Origin of the sequence: uncultured Aquabacterium sp. (assembly GCF_947366995.1) — a bacterium.
Classification (GTDB): Bacteria; Pseudomonadota; Gammaproteobacteria; order Burkholderiales; family Burkholderiaceae_C; genus Aquabacterium.
Window position 1 is genome coordinate 23,987 of record NZ_CANBCC010000003.1, and the last position, 23,866, is coordinate 47,852.

General features: G+C 69.3%; 23 protein-coding genes. 16 read left to right on the forward strand and 7 right to left on the reverse strand.

What is annotated here, in order from left to right; translation table 11 throughout:
• From Q0Z44_RS01840 to Q0Z44_RS01860, 5 genes are all read right to left on the reverse strand, one after another.
• The gene (locus tag Q0Z44_RS01840) at positions 1-501 is read right to left on the reverse strand and encodes a hypothetical protein (RefSeq protein ID WP_298009358.1); all 501 of its coding nucleotides are present in this window, start codon (positions 499-501) and stop codon (positions 1-3) included.
• 187 nt (positions 502-688) lie between these two features.
• Positions 689-2,143, reverse strand: coding sequence for an NAD(P)(+) transhydrogenase (Re/Si-specific) subunit beta (locus Q0Z44_RS01845; RefSeq protein ID WP_298009361.1), 1,455 nt, complete (start codon positions 2,141-2,143; stop codon positions 689-691).
• Complete coding sequence (locus Q0Z44_RS01850) at positions 2,144-2,452, reverse strand: NAD(P) transhydrogenase subunit alpha (RefSeq protein WP_298009364.1); 309 nt, start codon at positions 2,450-2,452, stop codon at positions 2,144-2,146.
• A 91-nt stretch (positions 2,453-2,543) separates the two neighbouring features.
• Entirely contained in the window at positions 2,544-2,909 is a 366-nt protein-coding gene (gene panD / locus Q0Z44_RS01855) for an aspartate 1-decarboxylase (protein ID WP_298009367.1), read from the reverse strand.
• Positions 2,910-2,949: 40 nt separating this feature from the next.
• Entirely contained in the window at positions 2,950-4,065 is a 1,116-nt protein-coding gene (locus tag Q0Z44_RS01860) for a Re/Si-specific NAD(P)(+) transhydrogenase subunit alpha (RefSeq protein ID WP_298009371.1), read from the reverse strand.
• Positions 4,066-4,368: 303 nt separating this feature from the next.
• On the opposite strand from Q0Z44_RS01860, the gene Q0Z44_RS01865 reads away from it, so the two are divergent.
• The 5 genes from Q0Z44_RS01865 to Q0Z44_RS01885 all read left to right on the forward strand — a co-directional run bounded on the left by Q0Z44_RS01865 (position 4,369) and on the right by Q0Z44_RS01885 (position 8,311).
• A complete protein-coding gene (locus Q0Z44_RS01865) occupies positions 4,369-4,923 on the forward strand; it encodes an NUDIX hydrolase (protein WP_298009373.1) in 555 nt (184 codons plus the stop codon).
• 73 nt (positions 4,924-4,996) lie between these two features.
• The gene (gene mnmA / locus Q0Z44_RS01870) at positions 4,997-6,130 is read left to right on the forward strand and encodes a tRNA 2-thiouridine(34) synthase MnmA (RefSeq protein ID WP_298009376.1); all 1,134 of its coding nucleotides are present in this window, start codon (positions 4,997-4,999) and stop codon (positions 6,128-6,130) included.
• Complete coding sequence (locus Q0Z44_RS01875; RefSeq protein ID WP_298009380.1) at positions 6,127-6,657, forward strand: PIN domain-containing protein; 531 nt, start codon at positions 6,127-6,129, stop codon at positions 6,655-6,657. Before mnmA ends, Q0Z44_RS01875 begins: the two co-directional genes overlap by 4 nt.
• Positions 6,633-7,214, forward strand: coding sequence for a hypothetical protein (locus Q0Z44_RS01880; RefSeq protein WP_298009385.1), 582 nt, complete (start codon positions 6,633-6,635; stop codon positions 7,212-7,214). Before Q0Z44_RS01875 ends, Q0Z44_RS01880 begins: the two co-directional genes overlap by 25 nt.
• 116 nt (positions 7,215-7,330) lie before the next feature.
• On the forward strand, positions 7,331-8,311 hold the full coding sequence (locus Q0Z44_RS01885; RefSeq protein ID WP_298009388.1) for a hotdog domain-containing protein: 981 nt from the start codon (positions 7,331-7,333) through the stop codon (positions 8,309-8,311).
• A 25-nt stretch (positions 8,312-8,336) separates the two neighbouring features.
• On the opposite strand, the gene glpD is transcribed toward Q0Z44_RS01885, so the two are convergent.
• Positions 8,337-9,992, reverse strand: a complete 1,656-nt coding sequence (gene glpD / locus Q0Z44_RS01890; RefSeq protein ID WP_298009392.1) for a glycerol-3-phosphate dehydrogenase — start codon at positions 9,990-9,992, stop codon at positions 8,337-8,339.
• A gap of 110 nt (positions 9,993-10,102) precedes the next feature.
• On the opposite strand from glpD, the gene Q0Z44_RS01895 reads away from it, so the two are divergent.
• The 9 genes from Q0Z44_RS01895 to Q0Z44_RS01935 all read left to right on the forward strand — a co-directional run bounded on the left by Q0Z44_RS01895 (position 10,103) and on the right by Q0Z44_RS01935 (position 21,910).
• The gene (locus tag Q0Z44_RS01895; RefSeq protein ID WP_298009394.1) at positions 10,103-10,903 is read left to right on the forward strand and encodes a DeoR/GlpR family DNA-binding transcription regulator; all 801 of its coding nucleotides are present in this window, start codon (positions 10,103-10,105) and stop codon (positions 10,901-10,903) included.
• A complete protein-coding gene (locus Q0Z44_RS01900; protein ID WP_298009397.1) occupies positions 10,900-11,331 on the forward strand; it encodes a PACE efflux transporter in 432 nt (143 codons plus the stop codon). Before Q0Z44_RS01895 ends, Q0Z44_RS01900 begins: the two co-directional genes overlap by 4 nt.
• Before the next feature lie 105 nt (positions 11,332-11,436).
• Positions 11,437-12,369, forward strand: a complete 933-nt coding sequence (locus Q0Z44_RS01905; protein ID WP_298009401.1) for an alpha/beta fold hydrolase — start codon at positions 11,437-11,439, stop codon at positions 12,367-12,369.
• 82 nt (positions 12,370-12,451) lie between these two features.
• Positions 12,452-13,057, forward strand: a complete 606-nt coding sequence (gstA, locus tag Q0Z44_RS01910) for a glutathione transferase GstA (RefSeq protein ID WP_298009403.1) — start codon at positions 12,452-12,454, stop codon at positions 13,055-13,057.
• Positions 13,058-13,178: 121 nt separating this feature from the next.
• Entirely contained in the window at positions 13,179-15,905 is a 2,727-nt protein-coding gene (gene leuS, locus Q0Z44_RS01915) for a leucine--tRNA ligase (protein ID WP_298009406.1), read from the forward strand.
• Entirely contained in the window at positions 15,905-16,558 is a 654-nt protein-coding gene (gene lptE, locus Q0Z44_RS01920; protein WP_298009410.1) for an LPS assembly lipoprotein LptE, read from the forward strand. Before leuS ends, lptE begins: the two co-directional genes overlap by 1 nt.
• A gap of 12 nt (positions 16,559-16,570) precedes the next feature.
• Positions 16,571-17,641 carry a DNA polymerase III subunit delta gene (gene holA, locus Q0Z44_RS01925; RefSeq protein WP_298009413.1) on the forward strand — a complete coding sequence of 357 codons (1,071 nt, stop codon included), beginning with the start codon at positions 16,571-16,573 and terminating at the stop codon, positions 17,639-17,641.
• A 153-nt stretch (positions 17,642-17,794) separates the two neighbouring features.
• Positions 17,795-19,144 (forward strand): condensation domain-containing protein, encoded by a 1,350-nt coding sequence (locus Q0Z44_RS01930; protein WP_298009417.1) that lies wholly within the window; start codon positions 17,795-17,797, stop codon positions 19,142-19,144.
• A gap of 291 nt (positions 19,145-19,435) precedes the next feature.
• Positions 19,436-21,910, forward strand: coding sequence for an EAL domain-containing protein (locus tag Q0Z44_RS01935; protein ID WP_366517562.1), 2,475 nt, complete (start codon positions 19,436-19,438; stop codon positions 21,908-21,910).
• Positions 21,911-21,919: 9 nt separating this feature from the next.
• On the opposite strand, the gene Q0Z44_RS01940 is transcribed toward Q0Z44_RS01935, so the two are convergent.
• Positions 21,920-22,303: a thioredoxin family protein gene (locus Q0Z44_RS01940; protein ID WP_298009420.1), complete on the reverse strand. Its 384-nt coding sequence runs from the start codon at positions 22,301-22,303 to the stop codon at positions 21,920-21,922.
• Between the two features lie 151 nt (positions 22,304-22,454).
• Here Q0Z44_RS01940 and Q0Z44_RS01945 point away from each other — a divergent pair, with 151 nt between their 5' ends.
• Positions 22,455-22,856 (forward strand): PA2779 family protein, encoded by a 402-nt coding sequence (locus Q0Z44_RS01945; protein ID WP_298009422.1) that lies wholly within the window; start codon positions 22,455-22,457, stop codon positions 22,854-22,856.
• A gap of 8 nt (positions 22,857-22,864) precedes the next feature.
• Entirely contained in the window at positions 22,865-23,866 is a 1,002-nt protein-coding gene (locus Q0Z44_RS01950) for a PA2778 family cysteine peptidase (RefSeq protein ID WP_298009424.1), read from the forward strand.

Here is a 23,866-nt window from a genome sequence, read left to right on the forward strand (position 1 = left end):
TCAGGCCTCGAAGCCCAGCGTCCAGGAGACGGAAGCGGCCGCGGCCTCACCACGCTGCTCGCGCACCAGGGCAATCACCTGCCGTGCCACCGCACACAGCGCCTCGCGCCCTTCGGCCTGCTCGATGGCCAGCGTCAAGCGCAGGCCCTGCACCAGGCCCAGCTGCGCCTTGACCACGCCATTGAGCCGCTCGTAGAGCGCATCGTCGTCCAGGCTGGTCTCACCGGCCGGCCGCAGCACGCTGTCCTCGCCGCGCTCGGACCGGGAAGAACGGGCAGGTGCCGCCACCGACGCTGCCGGCGCCTGAGCCCGTTCGATGAGGCCCGCCTCCTCCAGCGCGGCCAATGCACCGGCTTCGGCGCCGTGCACCATCTGCAGCCAGTCCTCCCCGTCCCGGGATGGATCGATGATCAACAACAGGTTGCGCGTGGGGCGATCGAACGCCATCTTGCGCGCCGCGATCTCCTCGCGGCCAAGCTGGGTCTTGGTAAAGCGTGCCACCGAAGTGGTTCTCCTGAATGCGTACTTCTTGAGCCGCGAAGCTTCCCACATCGCCCCTGGCGCCTGGCTCGGGAAGAACCCGCGACATGCCGACCGGCATCGTGAACGGCCGCACTGAAATGGCGAAACCGGGCACAAGGCCCGGTTTCAGCGTGGAAAGGCGGTGGCCCGATTCAGGCCAGCCGGCTCACTCCACGGCCTTCACCATGTCCTCGACGACCTTCTTCGCATCGCCGAACACCATCATGGTCTTGTCCATGTAGAACAGCTCGTTGTCCAGGCCGGCGTAGCCGCTGGCCATCGAGCGCTTGTTCACGATCACGGTCTTGGCCTTGTAGGCTTCGAGAATCGGCATGCCGTAGATCGGACTGCCCTTGACGTGCGCCGCCGGGTTCACCACATCGTTGGCGCCCAGGATGATGGCCACGTCGGCCTGGCCGAACTCACCGTTGATGTCTTCCATCTCGAAGACCTGGTCGTACGGCACTTCGGCCTCGGCCAGCAGCACGTTCATGTGACCGGGCATGCGGCCCGCCACCGGGTGGATGGCGTACTTCACGCTGATGCCCTTTTCCGTCAGCTTGGCGGCCAGCTCCTTCACGGCGTGCTGCGCGCGGGCCACGGCCAGGCCGTAACCCGGCACGATCACCACGGTCTCGGCGTTGCCCAGCACGAAGGCGGCGTCGTCGGCCGAGCCGCTCTTGACGCTGCGCTGCTGCTGCGCGCCACCGGTGGCGGCCGCACCGGCGTCGCCACCGAAGCCACCCAGGATCACGTTGAAGAACGAGCGGTTCATCGCCTTGCACATGATGTAGCTCAGGATCGCACCCGACGAGCCCACCAGCGAACCGGCAATGATCAGCATCGGGTTGTTCAGCGAGAAGCCGATGCCGGCGGCAGCCCAGCCCGAATAGCTGTTGAGCATGGACACCACCACCGGCATGTCGGCGCCGCCGATCGGGATGATGATGAGCACGCCCAGGATGAAGCTGAGGGCGATCAGCGCGACGAACAGGTCCATGCGCTGCGTGGCCATGAAGCCTGCGATCAACGCCAGCGCCACCAGGCCCAGCACCAGGTTCAGCATGTGCTGGCCCTTGAAGATGACCGGGGCACCCTGGAACAGGCGGAACTTGTACTTGCCGCTCAGCTTGCCGAACGCGATCACCGAGCCCGAGAAGGTGATGGCGCCGATGGCGGCACCCAGGGCCAGCTCCAGGCGGTTGCCCACCGGGATCTCGGCCAGCGCGTCACCAATGGGCTTGGCGGTGATCTGGAAGGCGTACGGCTCGGCCACCACGGCCACCGCGATGAACACCGCGGCCAGGCCGATCATGCTGTGCATGAAGGCGACCAGCTCGGGCATCTTGGTCATCTCGACGCGCTTGGCCATGATGGCGCCAGCGCCGCCGCCGATCACCAGGCCGGCCAGCACGTAACCGATCCCGGCGCCAAAGTTCAGGCTCAACGCCTGAGCCTGGCCGTGGATCAGGCCGATCGTGGTCAGCACGGCGATCGTCATGCCGGTCATGCCGAACACGTTGCCGCGGATGGAGGTCGTCGGGTGGCTCAGGCCCTTGAGGGCCTGGATGAAGAACACCGAGGCGACCAGGTACAGCAGGGCGATCAGGTTCATGCTCATTTACTTGCCTTCTGCCTTCTTGTCTTTCTTCTTGAACATCTCGAGCATGCGGCGGGTGACGAGGAAGCCCCCGAACACGTTGACCGCAGCGAGCGCGACGGCCAGCACACCCATGACCTTGCCCAGCGTGGTCACCGTCAGCGCAGCGGCCAGCATGGCGCCCACGATGACGATGGCCGACACGGCGTTGGTCACGGCCATCAGCGGCGTGTGCAGGGCGGGGGTCACGTTCCAGACCACGTGATAGCCCACATAGATGGCCAGCACGAAGATGGTCAGGTTGATGACGACGTGGGAAATGGCTTCCATCGCGTTGTCTCCTGGGCAGGGGAAGTTGAGAAACGGGAGGCCGGGCTGGCGCCTCGTGCGGGCGCCTCGACCGGCCGGACCGGCACGCCGGTCAGTCGAACTTGCGGATTTCCTTGATCGCGTTGCCGGCGTCCAGCAGCACGACCTTGGGTTTGTAGGTGCTGATCTCCGCCTCGTTCATCGGGGCGTAGGTGCAGATGATGAGCAGGTCGCCCACGGTGGCCTTGCGGGCCGCCGCGCCATTCAGCGAGATCGTGCCCGAGCCGCGCGGCGCCTTGATGATGTAGGTGGAAAAGCGCTCGCCGTTGTTGACGTTGTAGAGCTCGATGTACTCGAACTCCTTCATGTCGGCGGCGTCCATCAGGTCTTCATCGATGCCGCACGACCCTTCGTAATCCAGGATGGCTTCGGTGACGGTGGCTCGGTGCAGCTTGGCACGCAGCATGACGCGTTGCATGGTCTTCAATCTCTCGGGAATTGCGCTTGTCGGGAACTGCTCAAGCGCGCAGCAGCTGGCCGTCGCGGCACATCAGGCATGCCTTGACGATGTCGTCTTCGAGGTCGACGTGGAACTGGCCTTCCTTGTTGAAGACGAGCTTGAGGAAATCGATCACGTTGCGGGCGTACAGCGACGACGAGTCGGCGGCCACCAGCGCGGGCAGGTTGGTTTCACCCACCAGCGTGACGCCGTGCTTGACCACCGTCTTGCCGGCTTCGGTCAGCGGGCAGTTGCCGCCGGCCGGTGCGGCCAGGTCGACGATGACCGAACCCGGCTTCATCGACTTGACCATCTCTTCGGTCACCAGCACGGGGGCGGCCCGGCCCGGGATCAGGGCGGTGGTGATGACGATGTCGGCGGCGGCCACGCGCTTGGCGACCTCGGCCTTCTGGCGGTCCAGCCACGACTGCGGCATCGGGCGGGCGTAACCGCCCACGCCTTCGGCGGCTTCCTTCTCTTCGGCCGTTTCATACGGCACGTCGATGAACTTGGCGCCCAGCGACTCGACCTGTTCCTTCACCGAGGGGCGCACGTCCGAGGCTTCGATGACCGCGCCCAGGCGCTTGGCGGTGGCGATGGCCTGCAGGCCGGCCACGCCCACACCCAGGATGACGACTCGGGCGGCCTTGATGGTGCCGGCGGCGGTCATCAGCATCGGGAACAGGCGCTGGTATTTGTCGGCGGCGATCATCACGGCCTTGTAGCCGGCAATGTTGGCCTGCGAGGACAGCACGTCCATGCTCTGCGCACGGGTGGTGCGCGGCGCGGCTTCCAGCGCAAAGGCGGTTAGCTTCGCGTCGGTCAGGGCTTGCAGGCCGTCCTTGTCGAACGGGTTGAGCATGCCGACCAGCACGGCGCCCGGCTTCATCAGCGTGCGCTCTTCGGCCGAGGGGCTGCGCACCTTGAGCACCATGTCCGCGCCCAGCGCGCCGGCCGCGTCGGTGATCTCGGCTCCGGCGGCCACATAGGCCTCGTCGGTCACGCTGGCGGCCACGCCGGCACCCGATTGCACCTTCAGGGTGTGGCCCTGGGCTTTCAGTTTCTTGACGGTCTCGGGGGTCACCGCCACACGGGTTTCACCCGCGAGCGTTTCCAGGGGCACGCCAATCAGCATTCGAGTCTCCTACTGGTCAGAACCGCCCGCGGACAGGGACGGCGCTTGTCTTTACCAAACGTGTCAGCATACACAAGGTTTGTGGCGCGTTCGCGTCCCTTCGGGCCCCCGATCGCACGGTCGTTCGCTTTTCCGTCGCCCCACGGCCGCACATCTGGGAACATTTGTTGTCAGTTCAAGTGCACGAGCGCGTCCAGCGTGCGTCGACCCCGTCCGGAAAACGCGGGCTGTCCCGCCCATTCGGTGGGGCCTCAGGCAGATTGCCACACGTTCGTCACAGGCTTGACGGATAATCCTTCGGCCATGAACACCGCAGACATTCTGGAGGCGGCGCCTCTGCCCAAGCCGGTCCACGCGCCGAAGGTGCGGTGGAAGCCCAATGTCACCGTGGCCGCGCTGATCGAGCGCAACGGGCGCTTCCTGCTGGTCGAGGAAGACACGTCCGACGGTCTGCTGCTCAACAACCCAGCGGGTCACCTGGACCCGGGCGAGTCGCCCATCGAGGCGGCGGTGCGCGAAACGCTGGAAGAAACCGGCCGGCACTTCACGCCCGAAGGCTTTCTCGGGATGTACATGTCCCGCTTCCGCCGCACGCGCACGGGCGAAGACATCACCTACCTGCGTCTGGCCTTCTTCGGCTCGGTCTCCGAGGCCGACCCGGCGCTCGAGCTCGACGAGGGCATCGTCCGCACGGTCTGGATGACGGCCGACGAGATCCGCGCCTGCCCAGAACGCCATCGCAGCCCGCTGGTACTCGAGTGCATCGAGGCGTACCTGGCCGGCCAGCGTTATCCTCTCGGCATCCTGACGGTGCACGACAGCGTCTTCAGCGCCCCGGCCCACCACCGCGAGGCCTGAGCGCCCGCCGCGCGCCGCCTTCACTGTGTCCGTTCCAGCCGCCCGCGTGGCGGCTGTCGCTTTTGGTGATTCCATGAGTCTCAAGCATCGCGTGGTCGTCGGCCTCAGCGGCGGGGTCGATTCCGCCGTCACCGCCTGGCTGTTGAAGCAGCAGGGCCACGAGGTCATCGGCATCTTCATGAAGAACTGGGAAGACGACGATGACAGCGAATACTGCTCGTCGCGCCAGGACTTCCTGGATGCCGCTTCGGTGGCCGACGTGATCGGCATCGAGATCGAGCACGTCAACTTCGCGGCCGACTACAAGGACCGCGTCTTCGCCGAGTTCCTGCGCGAGTACCAGGCCGGCCGCACGCCGAATCCGGACGTGCTGTGCAACGCCGAGATCAAGTTCAAGGCCTTTCTGGACCACGCGATGCGGCTGGGCGCCGAAAAGATCGCCACCGGGCACTACGCCCGGGTGCGCGGCGTGGCCGACGCGTCTTTCGAAGGCGGCCAGCGCTTCGAGCTGCTCAAGGGCCTGGACCCCCTGAAGGACCAGAGCTACTTCCTGCACCGGCTGAACCAGGCCCAGCTGAGCAAGACGATGTTCCCGGTGGGCGAGCTGCCCAAGACCGAAGTGCGCCGCATCGCTGCGGAAATCGGGCTGCCCAACGCGAAGAAGAAGGACTCGACGGGGATCTGCTTCATCGGCGAGCGCCCCTTCCGCGAGTTCCTCAACCGCTACCTGGCCAACCAGCCGGGGCCGATCAAGGACGACCGGGGCCGCAAGCTGGGCGAACACGTCGGCCTGAGCTTCTACACGCTGGGGCAGCGCAAGGGCATCGGCCTCGGCGGGGTGAAGGAAAAGGGGGCGCCACGCGGCGGTGGCGAGCACGATCCGTGGTTCGTCGCCCGCAAGGACATGGCCACCAACACGCTGTACGTGGTGCAGGGCCACGACCACCCCTGGCTGCTGCAGCACACGCTGGCGGCCGACGACCTGAGCTGGGTTGACGGCCGCGGCCCGCAGGTGGGTCAGGCCGGTGTGGGAGCCAAGACGCGCTACCGCCAGGCCGATGCGCCCTGCGCGGTGACGGCGGCCAGCGCCAGCCAGATCAGCCTGCACTTCCCCGAGGCGCAATGGGCCGTCACGCCGGGGCAGTCGGCCGTGCTGTACGCCGGCGAGGTGTGCCTGGGCGGTGGTGTGATCACGGGCGCCGCATGAGTGAGCGCCCACTGACGGATGGCGGTCATTGCCCGCCCATTGCCATCCTCGACACGAACGCGCTGCTCGACTGGCGGGTGTTCAAGGACCCGGCTGCCACACCTGTGGCCGAGGCGCTGGCGGCTGGCACGCTGCGCTGGCTGGCAAGCCCGGCCATGGAAACCGAGTGGCACCAGGTGTGGCCGCGCAGCGCCTTCGCCCGCTGGCAGCCCGACCCGGCCCTGACGACCACCGTGTTCGACCGCGCCGAGCGGGTGGCGGAGCCGCCCCGCGGACCACTGCGCTGCAAGGACCCCGATGACCAGGTCTTCATCGACCTGGCCCTGCACGTGGGCGCCACCTGGCTGTTCACGAAAGACGCCGCCCTGCTGAAACTCGCCGGGCGCGCCCGCCGCCTGACCGGCCTGCGCGTGCTGAGCCTGCAGGACTGGGTGGCCAGGCACGGCGCCAGCCTGCGCCCGCTGGACGCACCGCCCACATCCCTCTCACCGGACCGACCGCCATGCACCACGCCGCTGCCTGCCTGACCCGACGCCGCCTGCTGTCCCTGACCGCGCTGCTGCCCGCGGCCCTCACCGTGGCGGGCTGTGCCAGCCTGCTCGGCCCGCGCACCGTGGTGATCACCCGCGAAGAGCTGCTGCGCAAACTGGGCCAGCGCTTCCCGAGCACCAAGCGGCTGCTCAACCTGCTCGACGTGCAGGCCGGCCTGCCCGAGCTGACGCTGCAGCCGCAGGCCAACCGCGTGCTGGCCGCCGTGCCGCTGCAGGCGCGCGACCTGCTGATGGGCCAGTCCTACACCGGCAAGGTGGCGCTGAGCTTCGGACTGCGTTATGAACCGCAGGACCTGAGCGTGCGGCTGAGCCAGGTCCGCGTCGAGGAGATCAATGTGAACGGGCTGCCGGCCGCAGCGCGGCAGCACCTGACCCGCCTGGGCGCCTGGCTGGCCGAGGAACGGTTGCAGGATCAAATCATCCACCAGTTCAAGCCGGAAGACCTGCGCACCGCCGACCGCATGGGCTACGAGGTCGGCGGCCTGCGCGTGACCGACACCGGCCTGGCGATCGACCTGCAGCCCCGCCGCTGAAGGGAGCACGGCGCTTACCGTGACGGAAAGCGCCATTACCTTTTGCGTGCCGAGCCCGCCACGGTGTGACCCGCTGTGGACAATGCCGCTTTTCGCTGTTCCGACACCGACGCGCCATGGACATCTTCTCGAACAACGGCCGCTTGCAATGGGTGGAGGCCTTCATCAAGGGCATCCCGTACGCGCAGGCCTCCGGCATGTACGTCACCGAAATCGGCGAGGGCCGCGCCGGCCTGGGCCTGCCCGCGCGCGACACCTGGACGGGTGACACCGAGCGCGGTCTGATCCACCCCGGCGTACTGAGCGTGCTGGCCGACACCGCGTGTGGCGTCGCCGTGGGCACCGCGCTGGCCGAGATCGAGCCGTTCGCCACGCTTGACCTGCGCATGGACTACCTGCGCCCGGCCGTGGCCAATCAAGAGATCGTCTGCCGCGCCGAATGCCATCGCCTGTCGCGCAGCGTGGCCTTTGTGCGGGGCGAGCTGTTCCAGCCAGGGCGCGCCGAGCCGGTGGCCATGGTGAATGCGACCTTCATGCGCGCCACGGCCAACAAGCGCCGCGCCGGGGGCGAGGCCACGCCCGCACCGAATCAGCCCGTGAGCCCGGCACAGGCCGCGGCCTCACTCGGGTCGCCCGCCAGCATCGAGCCCAGTCAGGTGTTTCGCAGCGAGCCGGCCGACCTGCCGGAAACGCTCGCCATCCCGCCGGGCCGCTCGCCGTATGTCGACTTTCTGGATGTGCGCCAGCAGCCGCAGATCGACGCTGGGCCGGTGTTCCGCATGCCGTTCAAGCCGGAGCTGATCGGCAACCCGATCCTGCCGGCGCTGCATGGCGGCGTGCTGGCCGGCTTGGGGGAAACGGGCATGATCCTGCATCTGCTGGCCACCAACCCCAGTCTGCAAGGCGCGCCGCGCGGGGTTGACTTCGCCATTGCCTACCTGCGCTCGGCCAAGCCCGTCGACACGTTCGTGCAGGGCACCACCGTGCGCCAGGGCAACCGTGTGGCACTGGTGCAGGTCAACATCTGGCAGGACGACCCACAACGTCCCGTTGCCCAGGCCCGCGGTCACTGCCTGATGCCTCGCGACACCGATTGACGCCCCGTTCGGGCCGCGGCGACGCTCAGGCAACGGCCCGGCTCGACCACCACGCGGCATCCGGTTGTCCGGCACAGCCTGTGTGCTGTCGCGCGAACCAGTCGGCCAGCACCGCATGCTGTACGGCGGTGGTGCGCAGTCCCAGCTTGCTCCGGCGCCACAGCACGTCGTCGGCCGTGAGGGCCCACTCGTGGCGACGCAGGTGGTACAGCTCGGCCTCGAACAGATCGGGCAGCACCTCGTCGCCCAGGTCGCCCCGGCCCCGCATGCCGTCGAGCAGACGCAGCACCCGGCTGCCATAGGCCCGCGTCCAGCGGCGCAGCAGCGGCAGCGGCAGCCAGGGGTGAACCTGCCGCAACCGGGACTGAAAGGCGATCAGGTCCAGCTCGGGCGACACCGTGTGGTCGAGCAGCTCGCCCCACTGCCCGCCGGGCAGGGCTGCGTCCGCCGTCCAGGCCAGACGCCGTTCGCCCAGCAGGTCGCCCACCTGGTCGGCCGCCTGCTCGGCCAGCAGCCGGAACGACGAGAGGCTGCCGCCCCACACCGTGAGCACCGGAGCCGGTCGGGCGTGAAGCTGGAGCTGGTGCCGACCGTGCGCGCCCTCCTCGCCCCGCCCCGGCGCCTTCAGTGCACCGCGCAGGCCGGCATAGGACCACACCACGTCGCCCGGCTGCACCGGCCGGCGCAGATAGCGGCTCGCCTCCTGACACAGGGCCATGACCTCGTCCGGCTCGGCCGCCACGCCGTCGGGCGGGCCATCGTGCGGCTGCTCGGCCGCACCGATCAGGGTGAAGTGACGCTCGTAAGGCAGCGCGAAAATGAAGCGCCCGCCGCGTGTGTGGAACACGCAGCCGTGGTCATGCTCCACACAGCGGGGCACGACGATGTGGGTGCCTTTCAGCCACGCGAGGCTAGGCGGCTCGCCTCCCTTGCGCGCAGCCGCTGCGGGCGGCACCTGCAAGACCCCACTGAGGACCGACGACGCCCAGGCCCCGGCCGCGTTCACGACCACCCGTGCCTGAACGGTCAGCCGCTGCACGACGCGGCCGTCTTCCGGGTGCCGGCGGGCCAGCCCGACGCGCCAGCCGCCGCCATGCGGCACGGCCTGGTCGCACCGCGTGCGGGTCAGCACCAGCGCGCCGCGTTCCGAGGCATCGCGGGCACACAAGGTCGTCAGCCGCGCATCGTCGGCCATCACCTCTGTGTAAACGAAGGCGCGCGTCCAGGCCGGTTGCAGCGAAGCCCCCAGGCGCGAGCGCCGCAAGGTCACGGCCTCACTGGGCGGCAGCCCGTTGCCGGCCGCCAGGCGGTCGTGCCACCACAACCCCAGCCGGATGAGCGCGCCCGTGCGCATGCCGTCGTCGTGCGGCATCAGCAAACGCACCGGCGTCATCAGGTGGGGCGCACACTGCAGAAGGCGGGCGCGCTCCTGCACGGCCCGGCCCATTCCGCCCAGGTCGAGCCGGGCCAGCTCGCGCAGCCCGCCGTGCACCAGCTTGCCGGTCGCGCCCGACGCATGGGCTGCCAGGTCGTCCTGCTCGCACAGCGCCACGCGCCAGCCACGGCCGGCCAGATCGCGGGCCACGGCCGTGCCATGCAGGCCCCCGCCCACCACCAGCACATCACAGAGGTGGTCCACGGCCTCATCGGGCGAAGAGGCAAGCGACGACAGCATCGACATGGGCAGCGGGCTCCAGCGCGGAAGAGCTCCCATTGGACTGCAAGCCGATGACCCCTGAGTGCGCGTTTGTCTTCTTTTGTGTTCGGATTTTTTCGGATACCCTCGACCGGATGAGCGACAACAGCCCGATCCGCCCGGCAGCCCCCTGGAGCCCCAACCCGCGTCAGGTGGCGCTGCTGGAAGAGGTGCGCGCGCGCGGCGCCGTGTCGGTCGAACGCCTGGCCCAGCGCCTGGACGTGACGATGCAGACGGTGCGCCGCGACGTGCAGCGCCTGGCCGACGCCGGCCTGCTGGCGCGCTTTCACGGCGGCGTCAGCCTGCCCCGCGAGCCGGCCCGCGTGGGCGCCTGGAAGGAGCGCCAGGCCATGCAGGCCGACGCCAAGGCGCGCATCGCCCGCTCGGTGGTGGCCGCCATCCCTGACGGCGCCACCCTGATGCTGGGCGTAGGCACGACCGTCGAGGCCGTGGCCCGCGAACTGCTGAACCGCCCGGGCCTCACCGTCGTGACCTACAACCTCCACGTGGCCCAGGTGCTCAACGAGCACCGCGACTGCAAGGTGCACGTGGCCGGCGGCACCCTGCGCTCGCGCGACAGCGCCATGGAAGGCGACAGCACGGTCGACTTCCTCAGGCAGTTCAAGGTCGACCTGGCCATTCAGACCACGCTGGGCATCGACCCCGACGGCAGCCTGCGCGACCGCGACCAGCGCGAACTGCCTGTTGCGCAGGCCATGCAGGCCCAGGCCCGCGCCACCTGGCTGGTCGCCGACGTCAGCAAATTCAGCCAGACGGCGCTCGCCCGCGTCGGCCACCTGAAGGACATGCGCCGCGTGTTCACCGAAGCCCTGCCCCCGCCGCCCTTCCCGCAGCTGCTGCAGGAATGGGACGTCGCCCTGACGATCGCGCCATGAACGCCGGCATGCAAGGCGTCCGGCGCAAGGTCGTTCACGCCACCCTGTACGAGGGCGTCGCCATCCTGATGCTGGCCGTGCTGATGCAGCCGGTCACCGGCAAGGGCCTGGCCGACACCGGGCCGTTCGCCATTGCCTGCTCGGTGATCGCGGTGCTGTGGAACATGGCCTTCAACACGCTGTTCGAGGCGTGGGAGCGGCGGCAGGCCGACCGCCGACGCACCCCGCGCCGGCGCGCGCTGCACGCGATCGGCTACGAAGGCGGGCTTGTGATGATGACGCTGCCGGTGATCGCCTGGTCGCTCGACATGGGCTGGTGGGACGCCTTCCTCACCGACCTCGGGCTGGTGGCGCTGTTCCTCGTCTACACCTTCTGCTTCAACTGGGTGTTCGATCACCTCTTCGGGCTGCCGGCCTCGGCGCACTGAAACGGGGGGTGTGGCGTCGTGCGGGCGCCCCGAACGTCGCCGTCGCAGCCCCCATGACGCCAGCAGGTCCCTACCATGGGTGGTTTCCCCTCGAGGTCTCCGCCCATGCCCTCCGCCCTCGTTCCCCGCACCCGCCTCGTTCCCGGTCCCGACGGCCCGCTGGCCGTGCAGCAATGGGGTGAAAGCGGGCGCAGCACCATCGTCCTCATCCACGGCTACCCCGATCACAGCGGCATCTGGTCGAAGATCGCGCCGCTGCTGGCCGACCAGTGGCACGTCGTCGCCTACGACGTGCGCGGCGCCGGCGCCTCGTTCGTGCCCGCCAGCACCGCCGACTACCGCCTGCCGCGGCTGGTGGCCGACCTGCGCGCCGTGATCGACACCACCAGCCCCGACCGACCCGTGCACCTGGTTGCGCACGACTGGGGCTCGATCCAGGGCTGGGACGCCGTGACCGACCCGACCCTGCGCGGCCGCATCGCGTCCTACTCCAGCTGCTCGGGGCCTTGCCTCGACCACGCTGGCCACTGGATGCGCGACCGCCTGCGCCGCCCCACACCACGCCATCTGGCTCAGTACCTGATGCAGGGCCTGCGCTCCTGGTACATCGCCTTCTTCCACCTGCCGGTGCTGCCCACGGTGATGTGGCACACGGTGATGGGCCCGCACTGGTCGCGCTGGCTGCGCTGGCTGGAGCGCACGCCGGCAGAACAACGCGCTGGCCAGACGGCCGACGGCGTGCGCGGCATGCGGCTGTACCGCGCGAACATGCTGTCGCGCATGCTGCGCCCCGGCGATCGCCATGCGCACGCACCAGTACAGGTCATCGTGCCGCTGCGCGACCGCTACGTCGGCCCGGCGCTGAGCGACCCGGCCCACCTGGCGCGCTGGGTGCCGCAGCTTCACCGCGTCGAGGTCGACGCCGGGCACTGGCTGCCGCTGCAGCAGCCGGCGTTGTTTGCGCGCCTGGTGCGCGGCTTCGTGCGCCGGGTGGAGCGGCAGCGGCGCCAGACCGCGGGCCAACGCATCAAGGCCTGATCGGCACAAGCCCTGACGCCCGGGTGGGAATTGCGCAGGCGGCAGACAATCGCCCTGCCTTCTTCACCTGAGGAGATCCCCCTTGAAGCTTTATTTCTCGCCTGGCGTCTGCTCGCTGTCGCCGCACATCGTGCTGGAAGAATCCGGTCTGTCTTTCGAGACCGAGCAGGTCGATCTGCGCAAGAAGACCACGGCCAGCGGCGCCGATTACAGCGAAATCAACCCCAAGGGTTACGTGCCGGCCCTGGTGCTCGACAACGGCGTGCTGCTGACCGAAGGCCCGGCCATCGTGCAGTACCTCGCCGACCAGGTGCCCGACAAACAGCTGGCGCCCGCCAACGGCACGCTGGCGCGCTACCAGCTGCAGAGCTGGCTGACCTTCATCGGCACCGAGGTGCACAAGAGCTTCACGCCTTTTTTCAAGCCCGACTCCACGCCCGAGATGAAGGATGCCGCGAGGGCCAACCTGGAACGGCGTCTGGGCTACATCAACACCGAATTGGCTGGCCGCGAATACCTGCTGCCCGAGGGCTACAGCGTGGCCGACATCTACCTGTTCGTCGTGCTGGGCTGGTCGCGCCTCATCAAGCTGGACCTGACCCCATGGCCCCAGCTGCAGGCCTTCCAGGCGCGCGTCGGCGCCCGGCCAGCGGTGCAACGCGCGTTGAAGGCCGAAGGGCTGGCGTAAGGCGGGTGCCGGGCCGCGCGCCCGGTTCCTATAATCCCCGGATCCGTGATTCCACAGGCCGGCACCCCGTCGCGGGCGCCGGCCTGCTCCTGTCTTGGCGGCCCACCGCCCACGTCGTCCCATGAGCGCACACAACGAGAACCAGACCTACGACCCGCGTGCCGTCGAAGCCCGTGCCCAGCAGCACTGGGCCGACGCCGATGCCTACCGGGTCACCGAGGACACGTCGAAGAAGGCCTTCTACGCCTGCTCGATGCTGCCCTACCCCTCGGGCAAGCTGCACATGGGCCACGTGCGCAACTACACGATCAACGACATGCTCACGCGCTACCTGCGCATGAACGGTCACAACGTGCTGATGCCCATGGGCTGGGACGCCTTCGGTCTGCCGGCCGAGAACGCCGCGCTCAAGAACAAGGTGCCGCCCGCCGCCTGGACGTACGACAACATCGCCTACATGAAGAAGCAGATGAAGGCGATGGGCTTGGCGATCGACTGGTCGCGAGAGATCGCCACCTGCCAGCCCGAGTACTACAAGTGGAACCAGTGGCTGTTCATCAAGATGCTGGAAGCCGGCATCTGCGAACGCCGCACCCAGACCGTCAACTGGGACCCGGTCGACCAGACCGTGCTGGCCAACGAGCAGGTGATCGACGGCCGCGGCTGGCGCTCGGGTGCCCTGGTGGAAAAGCGCGAGATCCCCGGCTACTACCTGAACATCACGAAGTACGCCGACGAGCTCCTGAGCGCGGTGGCCAACCCCGAGGACAAGAACTACCTCGCCGGCTGGCCTGAGCGCGTGCGCCTGATGCAGGAAAACTGGATCGGCAAGAGCGAAGGCGTGCGCTTTGCGTTTGCGCATGACATCAAAGGCACTGACGGCGCCCTGATCAACAACGGTCAGCTGTGGGTCTTCACCACGCGCGCCGACACCATCATGGGCGTGACCTTCTGCGCCGTGGCAGCCGAGCACCCGCTGGCCCTGCACGCCGCCGCAAGCAAGCCCGAAGTGCAGGCCTTCATCGACGAGTGCAAGACCGGTGGCACCACCGAAGCCGAACTGGCCACGCAAGAGAAGAAGGGCGTGCCCACCGGCCTGTTCGTCAGCCACCCGATCACCGGCCAGCAGGTCGAGGTCTGGGTCGGCAACTACGTGCTGATGTCCTACGGCGACGGCGCCGTGATGGGCGTGCCCGCGCACGACGAGCGCGACTTCGCCTTTGCGAAGAAGTACGGCATCGAGATCAAGCAGGTCGTGGCCGTTGAAGGCGAGGCCTTCAACACCGAGGCCTGGGCCGACTGGTACGGCGACAAGCTCAAGGGCGTGTGCGTCAACTCGGGCGAACTCGATGGCCTGGGCTACAAGGACGCCGTCAACAAGGTCGCCGAGATCCTCATCGCCAAGGGCGTGGGCGAGAAGAAGACCACCTGGCGCCTGCGCGACTGGGGCATCAGCCGCCAGCGCTACTGGGGCACCCCGATCCCCATCATCCACTGCGCCGACTGCGGCCCGGTGCCGGTGCCCGAAAAGGACCTGCCCGTGCGCCTGCCCGAAGACGTGGTGCCCGACGGCAGCGGCAACCCGCTGAAGTCGCGCCCCGACTTCCTGAACGTGGGCTGCCCCAAGTGCGGCAAGCCAGCCCAGCGCGAAACCGACACGATGGACACCTTCGTGGATTCGAGCTGGTACTTCCTGCGCTACACCTGCGCCGACAACCACGAGCAGATGGTCGACGCCCGCACCGACTACTGGATGGCCGATGGCGGCATGGACCAGTACATCGGCGGCATCGAGCACGCCATCCTGCACCTGCTGTACGCGCGCTTCTGGACCAAGGTCATGCGCGACCTCGGCCTGATCAAGGTCGACGAGCCCTTCAAGAAGCTGCTCACGCAGGGCATGGTGCTCAACCACATCTACAGCCGTCGCACGGCCAAGGGTGGCAAGGAATACTTCTGGCCGCATGACGTCGAGCACGTGATGGACGACGCCGGCAAGGTGGTCGGCGCCAGGCTGATCAACGCCGTCGACAGCGCCGACGGCCAGCTGCCCGTGGGCACCGCCATCGACTACGAAGGCGTGGGCACGATGTCGAAGTCGAAGAACAACGGCATCGACCCGCAGCAGCTCATCGAAAAGTACGGCGCCGACACCGCCCGCCTGTACACCATGTTCACCGCGCCGCCCGAGCTGACGCTGGAGTGGAACGACGCCGCCGTGGAAGGCAGCTACCGCTTCCTGCGCCGCGTGTGGAACTTCGGCGTGAAGCTGCGCGGACTGGACTTCGCCAGCACGCTGCCCGTGGCCGCCGGCGCCGGCAAGCTGGCCGACGTGGCCTTCGGAAAGGACGCCAAGGCGCTGCGCCTCGAGATCCACACCGTGCTCAAGCAGGTGGACTACGACTACCAGCGCATGCAGTACAACACCGTGGTCTCCGGTGCGATGAAGATGCTCAACGCGCTGGAAGGCTTCAAGGGTGGCGACACGCCCGATGGCCAGATCGCGCTGGTCGAGGGCTTCGGCATCCTGGTGCGCGTGCTGTACCCGGCCACGCCGCACCTGGCGCACGCGCTGTGGAGCGAGCTCGGCTATGCCGAACAGCTGGGTGACCTGCTGGACACGCCCTGGCCCCAGGTCGACGCGGGCGCCCTGGTGCAGGACGAGATCGAACTGATGCTGCAGGTCAACGGCAAGCTGCGCGGCTCGATCAAGGTCAGCCCGCAGGCCGACAAGGCCGCCATCGAGGCCGCCGCGCTGGCCAGCGAGGACTTCGCCAAGTTTGCCGAGGGCAAGCCGGCCAAGAAGGTCATCGTGGTGCCGGGCCGCCTGGTCAACGTGGTGATCTGATGGCACACCACCCCACCTCTGTCTCGCGCCGTACCTGGCTGGCTCGCTGGATGGGCCTCGGCCTGGGCGGGCTGGCGCTCGCCGGCTGCGGTTTCCGCATGCGCGGTCAGTACGGCATGGCCTTCCAGACCATCCAGCTGACCGGGTTTGCGCGCACCTCGCCGCTGGCCACCGAGCTCGCCCGTGCCCTTGAGAACACCGGCGTGCGCGTGGTGGGCAGCACGCTGGAAGCGGCCCAGGCCGCCTCGAGCGCCAGCGTGCCCGTGGGCCACATTGTCTTCGAAGCCCTGGGCGACACCCGCGACATGGTGGTCAGCTCGACCACCCGCTACGGCCAGGTCCGCGGCATGACGGCCCGCATCAAGCTGCGCTTTCAGGTGCGGCGCAGTGACGGCAGCATCCTCGTGCCCGCCAGCGACATCGCCATGGCCAACGACCTGACCTACACCGAGCAGGACGCGCTGGCCAAACAGGACGAGTCCGAGGCCCTGCAGAGGGCCATGCAGACCGACATCGTCAACCAGGTGCTGCGTCGCCTGGCCGCGATCGACCCGGCCCAGCTGCCTTCGCCGCCCGAGCCGATGGCCGCCCCGGCCGAGCCCGACCGCCGCGTGCCCACACCCGCCACGCCGTCGCGCGACAGCGCCCGCTGACTTCCGCCGCCGATGCAACTGCGCCACGACCAGCTTGCCGCCCACCTGCAGAAGTGCGGCGGCACGCTCAAGCCGGTCTACACCCTGCACGGGGACGAGGCCCTGCTGGTGCAGGAGGCCGGTGACGCCATCCGCGCTGCCGCACGCGCCGCGGGCCACACCGAGCGCCAGGTGCACACCGTCAGCGGTGCGCACTTCGACTGGTCCAGCCTGCTGGGCGCGGCCAGCGAGATGTCGCTCTTCGGCGACCGCCAGTTCATCGACATCCGCATCCCCTCGGGCAAGCCGGGCAAGGACGGCTCGCAGGCGCTGCAGCAGTACTGCGACACGGCCGCCGGCAACGACGCCGTCGTCACGCTGATCACGCTGCCGCGGCTCGACAAGACCCAGATGAGCAGCGCGTGGTTCACCGCGCTCGACGGCATCGGCGTGACCCTGCGCTGCGACCCGATCGAGCGCGCCCAGCTGCCGGTCTGGATCGCCCAGCGCCTGGCCGCCCAGGGCCAGCAGGTCGAAGCCGGCGAGGCCGGGCAGCGCACGCTGGCCTTCTTTGCCGACCGGGTGGAAGGCAACCTCCTGGCCGCACACCAGGAAATCGTCAAGCTCGGCCTGCTGCACCCGCCCGGCACGCTCACCATCGAGCAGATCGAGGAGGCCGTGGTCGACGTCGCGCGCTTCAACGTCTTCAAGCTCAGCGAAGCGGTGTTGTCGGGCCAGCTGCACCGCACACTGCGCATGATCGACGGCCTGCAGGCCGAGGGCGAGGCGCCGGTGCTGGTGCACTGGGCGCTGGCCGACGACATCCTCGGGCTGTACCGCGCCCGTCAGGCGCTCGATGGTGGCAAGCCGCTGCCCATGGTGCTGCGCGAGCAGCGCGTGTGGGGCCCGCGCGAGCGCCTGTTCGAACGCATCCTGCCCAAAGCCCGGTTGGGCACGCTGGCCCGCCTGGTGGCCAATGCCAGCATCGTCGACGGCATCGTGAAGGGCCTGCGGCACCCGCAATGGCCGGAAGACCCGTGGGACGCGCTGCGCCGGCTGGCACAGCAACTGAGCCGCACGGTGGCGCCACCGGCCCGCGGCTGACGCTTAGGCGGCCCCCTCAAGCTCGGGGTGCCCGCCAAGGAAAGCCCTGAGGGGCCGGCCAGCCGGCGCTGGATACAGTGGATCGCACGGCATTCAACGCGCCGCCGCACCGGGGCCCGCCCCCGCCTTGCCCACGATCCGAGACGTACCGCCGTGAGCCACGCCGACGACTTCCAGGCCCTCAACCGCTCCGAGCACCTCTACTGGGCGTGCGAGGGCTATCTGGGCTCGATCCACCAACCCTATGTGCTGCGCTTCAACGGCGCGCTCGATCCGGCGCGGGTGCGCCAGGCGCTGCGCGAACTGACGAGCGCCTGCCCGCGTCTGCGCGGCGTCATGGAGCCCACCGCGTTCAGCCACGCGCTGCGCATCCTGCCCGACGACGCCCACATCGACGCGCTGCTTGACGACGCCTTCCAGGTGCAGCACGACGTGGACGGCACCTCGCGCGCGGCGCTGCAGGCCTGGCACACCCGGCTGCTCAACGACCCGATGCCGATGGAGCGCGGCCTGCCGTGGCGCGCCCGCCTGCTGCCCCACCCCACCCAGCCGGTGCTGGCCTTCTCGGCCCACCACATCATCGGCGACGGCCGCTCGATGGTGCAGTTCGTCGGCGCGCTGGTGGCCCGGCTCAATGGCCACCCGATCCCGCCCATGCCGCTGCAGAGCGAGTCGATGGCGCCCGCCGTGCGCCCGAAAGCCTGGTGGCAGTGGCCGGCCAGCATCGCCCGCTTCGTGCGCCAGACGCGCGCCGACGCCCGCGAGGCGGCCGGCACCCGGGTGCTCGGCCTGGCCAGGCGCGCCTCACCGCGCTTCACCACGTGCACCGTTCACCATCACGAGCTGGCCGTGCCGGCCGAGGCCATCAAGGCGCTCGCCAAGGCCCATGGCACCACCGTCAACACGCTGCTGCTGGGTCTGGTCGCCCAGGTCTTCCTGCAGCAGGCCCCGGACGACCCGAGCGCGCGCGCTGCGATCCGGCTGTCCGTCGACCTGCGTCGCCATTTCCCGGCCGGTCAGGCGCCCGAGATCGGCAACCACGTGCACTCCTTCGTGGTGCAGGGCCGACGCCAGGATGACCTGCCTGCCCAGATGGCCTCGCTCGACGGCCAGGTGCGCGACCAGCTCGCCCGGTACGAACGGCGCGACTATGCACTGCCCCTGACCGTGTACGAATGGCTGCCGCTGATGGGACGCCGGCTCTACAGCCGCCTCATCGTGCAGGCCAAGCGCCGTCAGCGCTTTGCGCCCGTGAGCTGCCACCTCACCAACCTGGGCTCGGCCGAGTTCATCAACCCGAAGGACGCCACCCTGCGCGTCACCGAGTTCTGGCCGGCCACCGTGAGCACCGCCGTCCTGATCGGGACGCTGAGCCTCAACGGTCGCCAGCTGCTCACCGTGATCCACCAGAACGACGAGGTGGATGCGGCCGACGTGCGCGACTTCCTGGCGCGCCTGGATGCCGAACTGCGCCACACGCTGCAAACACGCGCGGCCGCGTGAGCTTCCGCACGAACAGACGGGGTTTGGTGGGTCTTCTGCCTATGTCGGGGACGTCAAGGATCGGTCAAGATGACCGATAACAGCAACAAGCTCTTACACCTGACGTCGCCACATCATGTCCACCCGCACGCCCCGGTCCCCTCAGCCCGCCGGCCGCGCCCCGAGTGCGGCGCCGCCTTCCGCCGGGCAGGGCAGTTCGCACACGGCAGCAGCGGCCAACGGACACTGGCTTCATCGCGCCATGGCCGTGTGGGTCCGCGATGACGCATCACACCCTGTGCCGCCCGCCCCGTGGCATGGCCCTGGTCGCGCGCCCTGACACGCCCCCCTGAAGCCCTGGCCGGCATGCCCGCCATCCTGCGCAGCCTCCAGGCCCGCATCGTCGCGGTCTTCCTGGGTCTCATCGTCGCCATCCAGCTCGCGGCGTGGTGGGTGATTGACGAGCACATCGAGCGCAACGCGCGCAAGGACATCCACACCGAGTTGCAGACCGCCGAGCGCGTGCTGGAACGGCTGCTGAAGCAGAACGACGACAACCTGCGACAGGCCACCCAGGTGCTGGCGTTGGACTACGGTTTCCGTGCTGCGATTGCCAGCGGCGACGCGGACACTGTCCAGTCGGCGCTCGCCAACAGCGCAGAGCGTGTCCAGGCCGCCGTGGCGGCCTACACCGATGCCGACTTCCGCCTGGTGGCCGCCACCGACCCGCGCGGAGCGCGCTTCGTACAGGCGATCGAACGCTACGCGCGGCGCAACGTCGAAGGGCAGGCCGACTCCTCGCTGTTCGAGGTAATCGACGGGCAGCCCTACCAGATCGTCGCCGTGCCGGTGCGCGCGCCGGCCGTCATCGGCTGGGTTGGCATGGCCTTCGCGGTGGGCAACACCCTGCTGCAAGACGTGAAAAGCCTCTCCGGCCTGGACGCCGCGCTGATGCACAAGCAGGCCGGCGCCCCGTGGCACACACTGATGTCGACCCGCCAGGCTGCGGAGTTGCGCGAGCTGGGTGCCGCCTGGCAGCCCGAGGCCGCCGACTTCGATGTGCAGCGGCAGGACCGCCACCGCACCGTGCGGCTGGGCGATGCCGAGTTCGACACCCGCGCCATGCCCCTGCCCGGCGTCGAGGGCGCCGCCCCGGTCAGCGCCCTGCTCATGCGGTCGGTGACCGAGGCCCTCGCACCCTACGCGCAGCTGCAGCAGGTGCTGCTGGCGCTGTCGCTGATCGGGGTTGCCGTGTTTGCCGTCGGCAGCGTCATCACGGCGCGCCACATCACCACGCCACTGCGGGTGCTGTCGAAATCGGCGCGCCGGCTGGAAGAAGGTCATTACGACGACGCGGTGTCTCTCCACAGCCGCGACGAGATCGGCGAGCTGGCCCGATCCTTCGAAACCATGCGGGTGGCCTTGCAGGTGCGTGCCCGCGAGGTGCGCCGCCTGGCCTATGAAGACCAGCTGACCGACCTGCCCAACCGCGAGCAGTTCCGGCTCGACCTGCGTGCCGCGGTGGAGGTGGCGGCCGCCACCGGCGCGCCCTGCGCCGTGCTGATGCTCGACCTCGACCGCTTCAAGCACGTCAACGACGTGCTGGGCCACCGCTTCGGAGACCGCCTGCTGCGCGCCGTGGCCGAACGCCTGCGGCACAGCGTGTTGTACGGCCGTCCCGCGGTGCTGGCCCGCCTGGGTGGCGACGAATTCGCCATCCTGCTGCCCGACCATGGCGCCACCGAGGCCGAGGCGGTTGCGGCGGCCATCCTGGCGGACTTCGAGCAACCCATGACGCTGGATGACCACACGGTGGACCTGGGCGCCGGCATCGGCATCGTCGTATGCCCCGAACACGGCCGGCAGGCCGACGAGCTGCTCGCCCGCGCCGAGGTGGCCATGTACGCCGCCAAGCAGCGTCAGGCCGGCATCGTCGTCTACCAGGCGGGCCTGGACTCGGGCAGCCAGGAATCGCTGACGCTGCTGGGCGAGTTGCGCCACGCGGTCGACCACGGGCAGCTTCGCCTGTTCCTGCAGCCCAAGCTCGATCTGCGCACGGGCCGGGTGGTTGGCGCCGAGGCCCTGATCCGCTGGCTGCATCCGGAGCGGGGCATGGTGCCGCCCATGCGCTTCATTCCCTTTGCAGAGCAGACAGGCTTCATCCGCGTCTTGAGCATGTGGGTGCTCGAGGCCGTCGCCGATGCCGCACAGGCCCTCGCCGCCCGCGGCCACACGCTGAAGATCGCCGTCAACCTCTCGACGCGCGACCTGATGGACCAGGAGCTGCCCGCCAAGATCGAATCGCTGCTGGCGCGCCACGCCATCGACCCCGCGGGGCTGGTGCTCGAGATCACCGAAAGCGCCATCATGGACGACCCGCAGCGTGCCCTCCACACACTCGACCGCCTGCATCAGATGGGCCTCAAGCTGTCCATCGACGACTTCGGCACCGGCTACTCGTCGCTGGCCTACCTCAAGCGCCTGCCGGTCGACGAACTGAAGATCGATCGGTCCTTCGTGATGAACATGGAAAGCGACGTGCAGGATGCCAAGATCGTGCGCTCGACCATCGACCTGGCGCACAACCTGGGCCTCACCGTGGTGGCCGAAGGCATCGAAAGCGTGAAGGCGCTGCGCATTCTGGCCAGCCTGGCGTGCGACGAGGCCCAGGGCTACTTCATTGCCCGGCCGATGCCCGCCGACGAGTTCGCCGACTGGCTGGCCGACTGGACGCCGCCCGACCTACGGCTGGAAACCAGCCTGCTCGAACCGACCGCCGTGTCCTGAGCGCCGCGCTCAGCGCAAGGCCGCCGCCAGCGCCCCGTAAGCCTCGGTCTGGTCGTCGGGCAAGCCGAGCACCGGCTGTGCCGGCGTCTGCCCGGCCGCCACCCAGGCCCCGACGCGCTCGGCCTGCACGGCCAGCAGGCGCTGGGCATCGCCCAGGCGGGGCAGCACGGGTCCGGCGAACAGCACACGGCCCTGCCACGCCACCATCAGCGTGGGAAAGGTCTCGACGTCGATGTCACCCACCAGATCGGCCTCGTCCTCGATGTCGATCCAGCGGTAGCGGTGACCGGGCGCGCTCTGCTGCAGGGCGGCAAACAGGGCTTCGTACTCGCGGCAAGTGCCACACCAGGCGGCACACAGGCAGACAACATCAAGAACGGGCGCAGCGGACATGACCGAGATTCTGGCCGCAAAACCGCCCGGCCGCCTCGTCACGCTTGCTTACCGATCCGCCTGGTGCAGGGCCGCCCCCCGGCAGTATGCTTTCGCGACAAGGCGCCCCGCCCCGGGTGCGCTGCCCCTCCCCTCGAGACAAGGAAGTACCATGAACAAGCAGAAGAAGTGGGTCGCCTGGATGGTGGCCGCCGCCCTGAGCCACACGGCCGGCCTGCAGGCCGCCCACGCCGGGATGATCGCCACCGAAGCCGTGGCCGGCCAGGCCGCACAGGCCGAGTCGTCCCAGCGCCGCGCCCATGTGCTGGCCACGCTGGAGCGTGCCGACGTCGCGGAGGCGCTGACCGCCAAGGGCGTGAACATGGATGACGCCCGCGCCCGCATCGCGTCCTTGAGCGACGCCGAAGTGGCCCAACTGGCCGACACGCTGGACACCGCCCCGGCCGGCGCAAGCGACGTGCTGGGCACCATCGTGTTCATCTTCCTCATCCTGCTGGTGACGGACATCCTGGGCCTCACGAAGGTCTTCCCCTTCACCCGCTCGGTTCGCTGAACCACGCCGTGCGGGCAAGGCAGGCCCGCCTGTGGCCGCGGCTCACACGGGCCGCGCTCACGGCGGTGGTGGCGCTCGGCCTGGCGGGCTGCGGCACGCTGACGGGCTTTGAAGCGCGACAGACCGAGGCCGTGCTGGCGCAGCCGCCTGCCGACCTGCCCCGCCGCTTGAACCTCGCGGCGGTGCCGTTCTTCCCGCAGACGGCGCTGCAATGCGGCCCGGCAGTGCTGGCGACGCTGCTTCAGCACGCCGGCCGGCCCGTGAGCCCGGACACGCTGGCACGCGCCGTGTTCGTGCCCGAGCGCGGCGGCAGCCTGCAGTTGGAAATGCTGGCGGCCGGGCGCGCGCACGACGTGGTGCCAACCCCGCTGCCGCCCCGGCTCGAGGCCGTGCTGCGTGAAGTGGCGGCCGGCCACCCGGTGGGCGTGCTGCTCAACCTGAGCCTGCCGATCGCACCGATGTGGCACTACGCCGTGGTGGTGGGCTACGACCTCGACCAGCGCGAGATCGTGCTGCGCTCGGGCGAGACCCGCGAGCAGCGCATGCCGCTGGCCACCTTCGAACACACCTGGGCCCGCTCGCGGCACTGGGCCTTCGTGGCCCTGCCGCCCGGCGAACTGCCCGCGACGGCGGAACCCGCCGCCGTGCGCGATGCGCTGCTCGGCTTTGGCCTGGTGGCACCCCCTGCGCGGGCCGTGACAGCCTGGGAAGCCGCCGCCACCCGCTGGCCCGACGACCCGGTGCTGGGTCTGGGGCTGGGCAACAGCCATGTGAGCGCCGGCGACCTGCCCCGTGCGGCCGCCGTCTTTGCCGCGGTGGCGCAGCGCACCGACAGCGCCGCCGCATGGAACAACCTCGCGGCCGCGCGGCTGCATCTGGGTGACCTCCCCGCCGCAGAGGCCGCCGCCCGGCGCGCCGTGCAACGCGCCACCGAGGCCGAGCCCGCGTGGCGCGAGGCCGCACTGGCCACGCAGTCCGAGGTCGCCGCGGCGCGGGCTGCCGCCCGCTGA

What these genes read in the sequence shown, in the direction of transcription:
- panD (WP_298009367.1), bottom strand. Translation starts at nt 2,909, where the DNA reads ATGCAACGCGTCATGCTGCGTGCCAAGCTGCACCGAGCCACCGTCACC.
- mnmA (WP_298009376.1), top strand. Translation starts at nt 4,997, where the DNA reads ATGAGTCTCAAGCATCGCGTGGTCGTCGGCCTCAGCGGCGGGGTCGAT.
- Q0Z44_RS01865 (WP_298009373.1), top strand. Translation starts at nt 4,369, where the DNA reads ATGAACACCGCAGACATTCTGGAGGCGGCGCCTCTGCCCAAGCCGGTC.
- Q0Z44_RS01845 (WP_298009361.1), bottom strand. Translation starts at nt 2,143, where the DNA reads ATGAGCATGAACCTGATCGCCCTGCTGTACCTGGTCGCCTCGGTGTTC.
- holA (WP_298009413.1), top strand. Translation starts at nt 16,571, where the DNA reads ATGCAACTGCGCCACGACCAGCTTGCCGCCCACCTGCAGAAGTGCGGC.
- Q0Z44_RS01860 (WP_298009371.1), bottom strand. Translation starts at nt 4,065, where the DNA reads ATGCTGATTGGCGTGCCCCTGGAAACGCTCGCGGGTGAAACCCGTGTG.
- lptE (WP_298009410.1), top strand. Translation starts at nt 15,905, where the DNA reads ATGGCACACCACCCCACCTCTGTCTCGCGCCGTACCTGGCTGGCTCGC.
- leuS (WP_298009406.1), top strand. Translation starts at nt 13,179, where the DNA reads ATGAGCGCACACAACGAGAACCAGACCTACGACCCGCGTGCCGTCGAA.
- Q0Z44_RS01900 (WP_298009397.1), top strand. Translation starts at nt 10,900, where the DNA reads ATGAACGCCGGCATGCAAGGCGTCCGGCGCAAGGTCGTTCACGCCACC.
- Q0Z44_RS01875 (WP_298009380.1), top strand. Translation starts at nt 6,127, where the DNA reads ATGAGTGAGCGCCCACTGACGGATGGCGGTCATTGCCCGCCCATTGCC.
- Q0Z44_RS01895 (WP_298009394.1), top strand. Translation starts at nt 10,103, where the DNA reads ATGAGCGACAACAGCCCGATCCGCCCGGCAGCCCCCTGGAGCCCCAAC.
- Q0Z44_RS01850 (WP_298009364.1), bottom strand. Translation starts at nt 2,452, where the DNA reads ATGGAAGCCATTTCCCACGTCGTCATCAACCTGACCATCTTCGTGCTG.
- Q0Z44_RS01905 (WP_298009401.1), top strand. Translation starts at nt 11,437, where the DNA reads ATGCCCTCCGCCCTCGTTCCCCGCACCCGCCTCGTTCCCGGTCCCGAC.
- Q0Z44_RS01880 (WP_298009385.1), top strand. Translation starts at nt 6,633, where the DNA reads ATGCACCACGCCGCTGCCTGCCTGACCCGACGCCGCCTGCTGTCCCTG.
- glpD (WP_298009392.1), bottom strand. Translation starts at nt 9,992, where the DNA reads ATGTCGATGCTGTCGTCGCTTGCCTCTTCGCCCGATGAGGCCGTGGAC.
- Q0Z44_RS01945 (WP_298009422.1), top strand. Translation starts at nt 22,455, where the DNA reads ATGAACAAGCAGAAGAAGTGGGTCGCCTGGATGGTGGCCGCCGCCCTG.
- Q0Z44_RS01885 (WP_298009388.1), top strand. Translation starts at nt 7,331, where the DNA reads ATGGACATCTTCTCGAACAACGGCCGCTTGCAATGGGTGGAGGCCTTC.
- Q0Z44_RS01940 (WP_298009420.1), bottom strand. Translation starts at nt 22,303, where the DNA reads ATGTCCGCTGCGCCCGTTCTTGATGTTGTCTGCCTGTGTGCCGCCTGG.